The sequence below is a fragment of the Chloroflexaceae bacterium genome, from assembly GCA_025057155.1.
GTDB lineage: Bacteria > Chloroflexota > Chloroflexia > Chloroflexales > Chloroflexaceae > JACAEO01.
The window spans coordinates 1-611 of sequence record JANWYD010000127.1 but is presented as its reverse complement, the minus strand read 5'-3'; the positions used below and the strand labels follow the sequence as shown (position 1 = coordinate 611).

Annotated in this window: 1 protein-coding gene; it reads left to right on the top strand. The window is 63.3% G+C overall.

The window, feature by feature from the left end; genetic code table 11:
• Nucleotides 1–505, top strand: a 505-nt coding sequence (locus tag NZU74_20620; GenBank protein ID MCS6883730.1) for an ATP-binding cassette domain-containing protein, incomplete at its 5' end; no start/stop codon positions are given.
• Between the last annotated feature and the right edge of the window lie 106 nt (nucleotides 506–611).

Genomic DNA, 611 nt, shown 5'->3' with positions numbered 1-611 from the left:
GATTTTTCAGGACTTCGTCCGCTACCATCTGCCGGCGTTCGAGAACGTGGGCTTCGGCCAGATCGAGGCGCTGGCCGACCGCCCGCGCATCGTGGCCGCGGCGGAGAAGAGCGGCGCGCATCCCATCATCGCCGCGCTGCCCGAAGGCTACGAGACCAATCTGGGGCGCTGGTTTGCCAAAGGGCGCGACCTCTCCGGCGGCGAGTGGCAGAAGATTGCTCTGGCCCGCGCCTTCATGCGCGACTGCGAGGTGGTCGTGCTCGATGAGCCGACGGCGGCACTGGACGCCGAGAACGAGCTGCGCGTCTTCGAGCAATTCCGCGCGCTGGCGGAAGATCGCATGGCTGTGCTCATCAGTCATCGCTTCTCCACCGTGCGCATGGCCGACCACATCTATGTGCTGGAAGATGGGGAAATCAGCGAGCACGGCACGCATAGCGAGCTGCTCGTGCGCGGCGGGACGTACGCTCGATTGTTCACGCTTCAGGCGGAAAGCTACAGATAAATGAGTGACAGGGGAAACAGATAGCATGACGCGCGCTTCGATCGGTGGCTCTGTGGCGCACAAGTCCCGAGTTCACCGAGTCGTGTGCACGCAAAACATGTCAGCC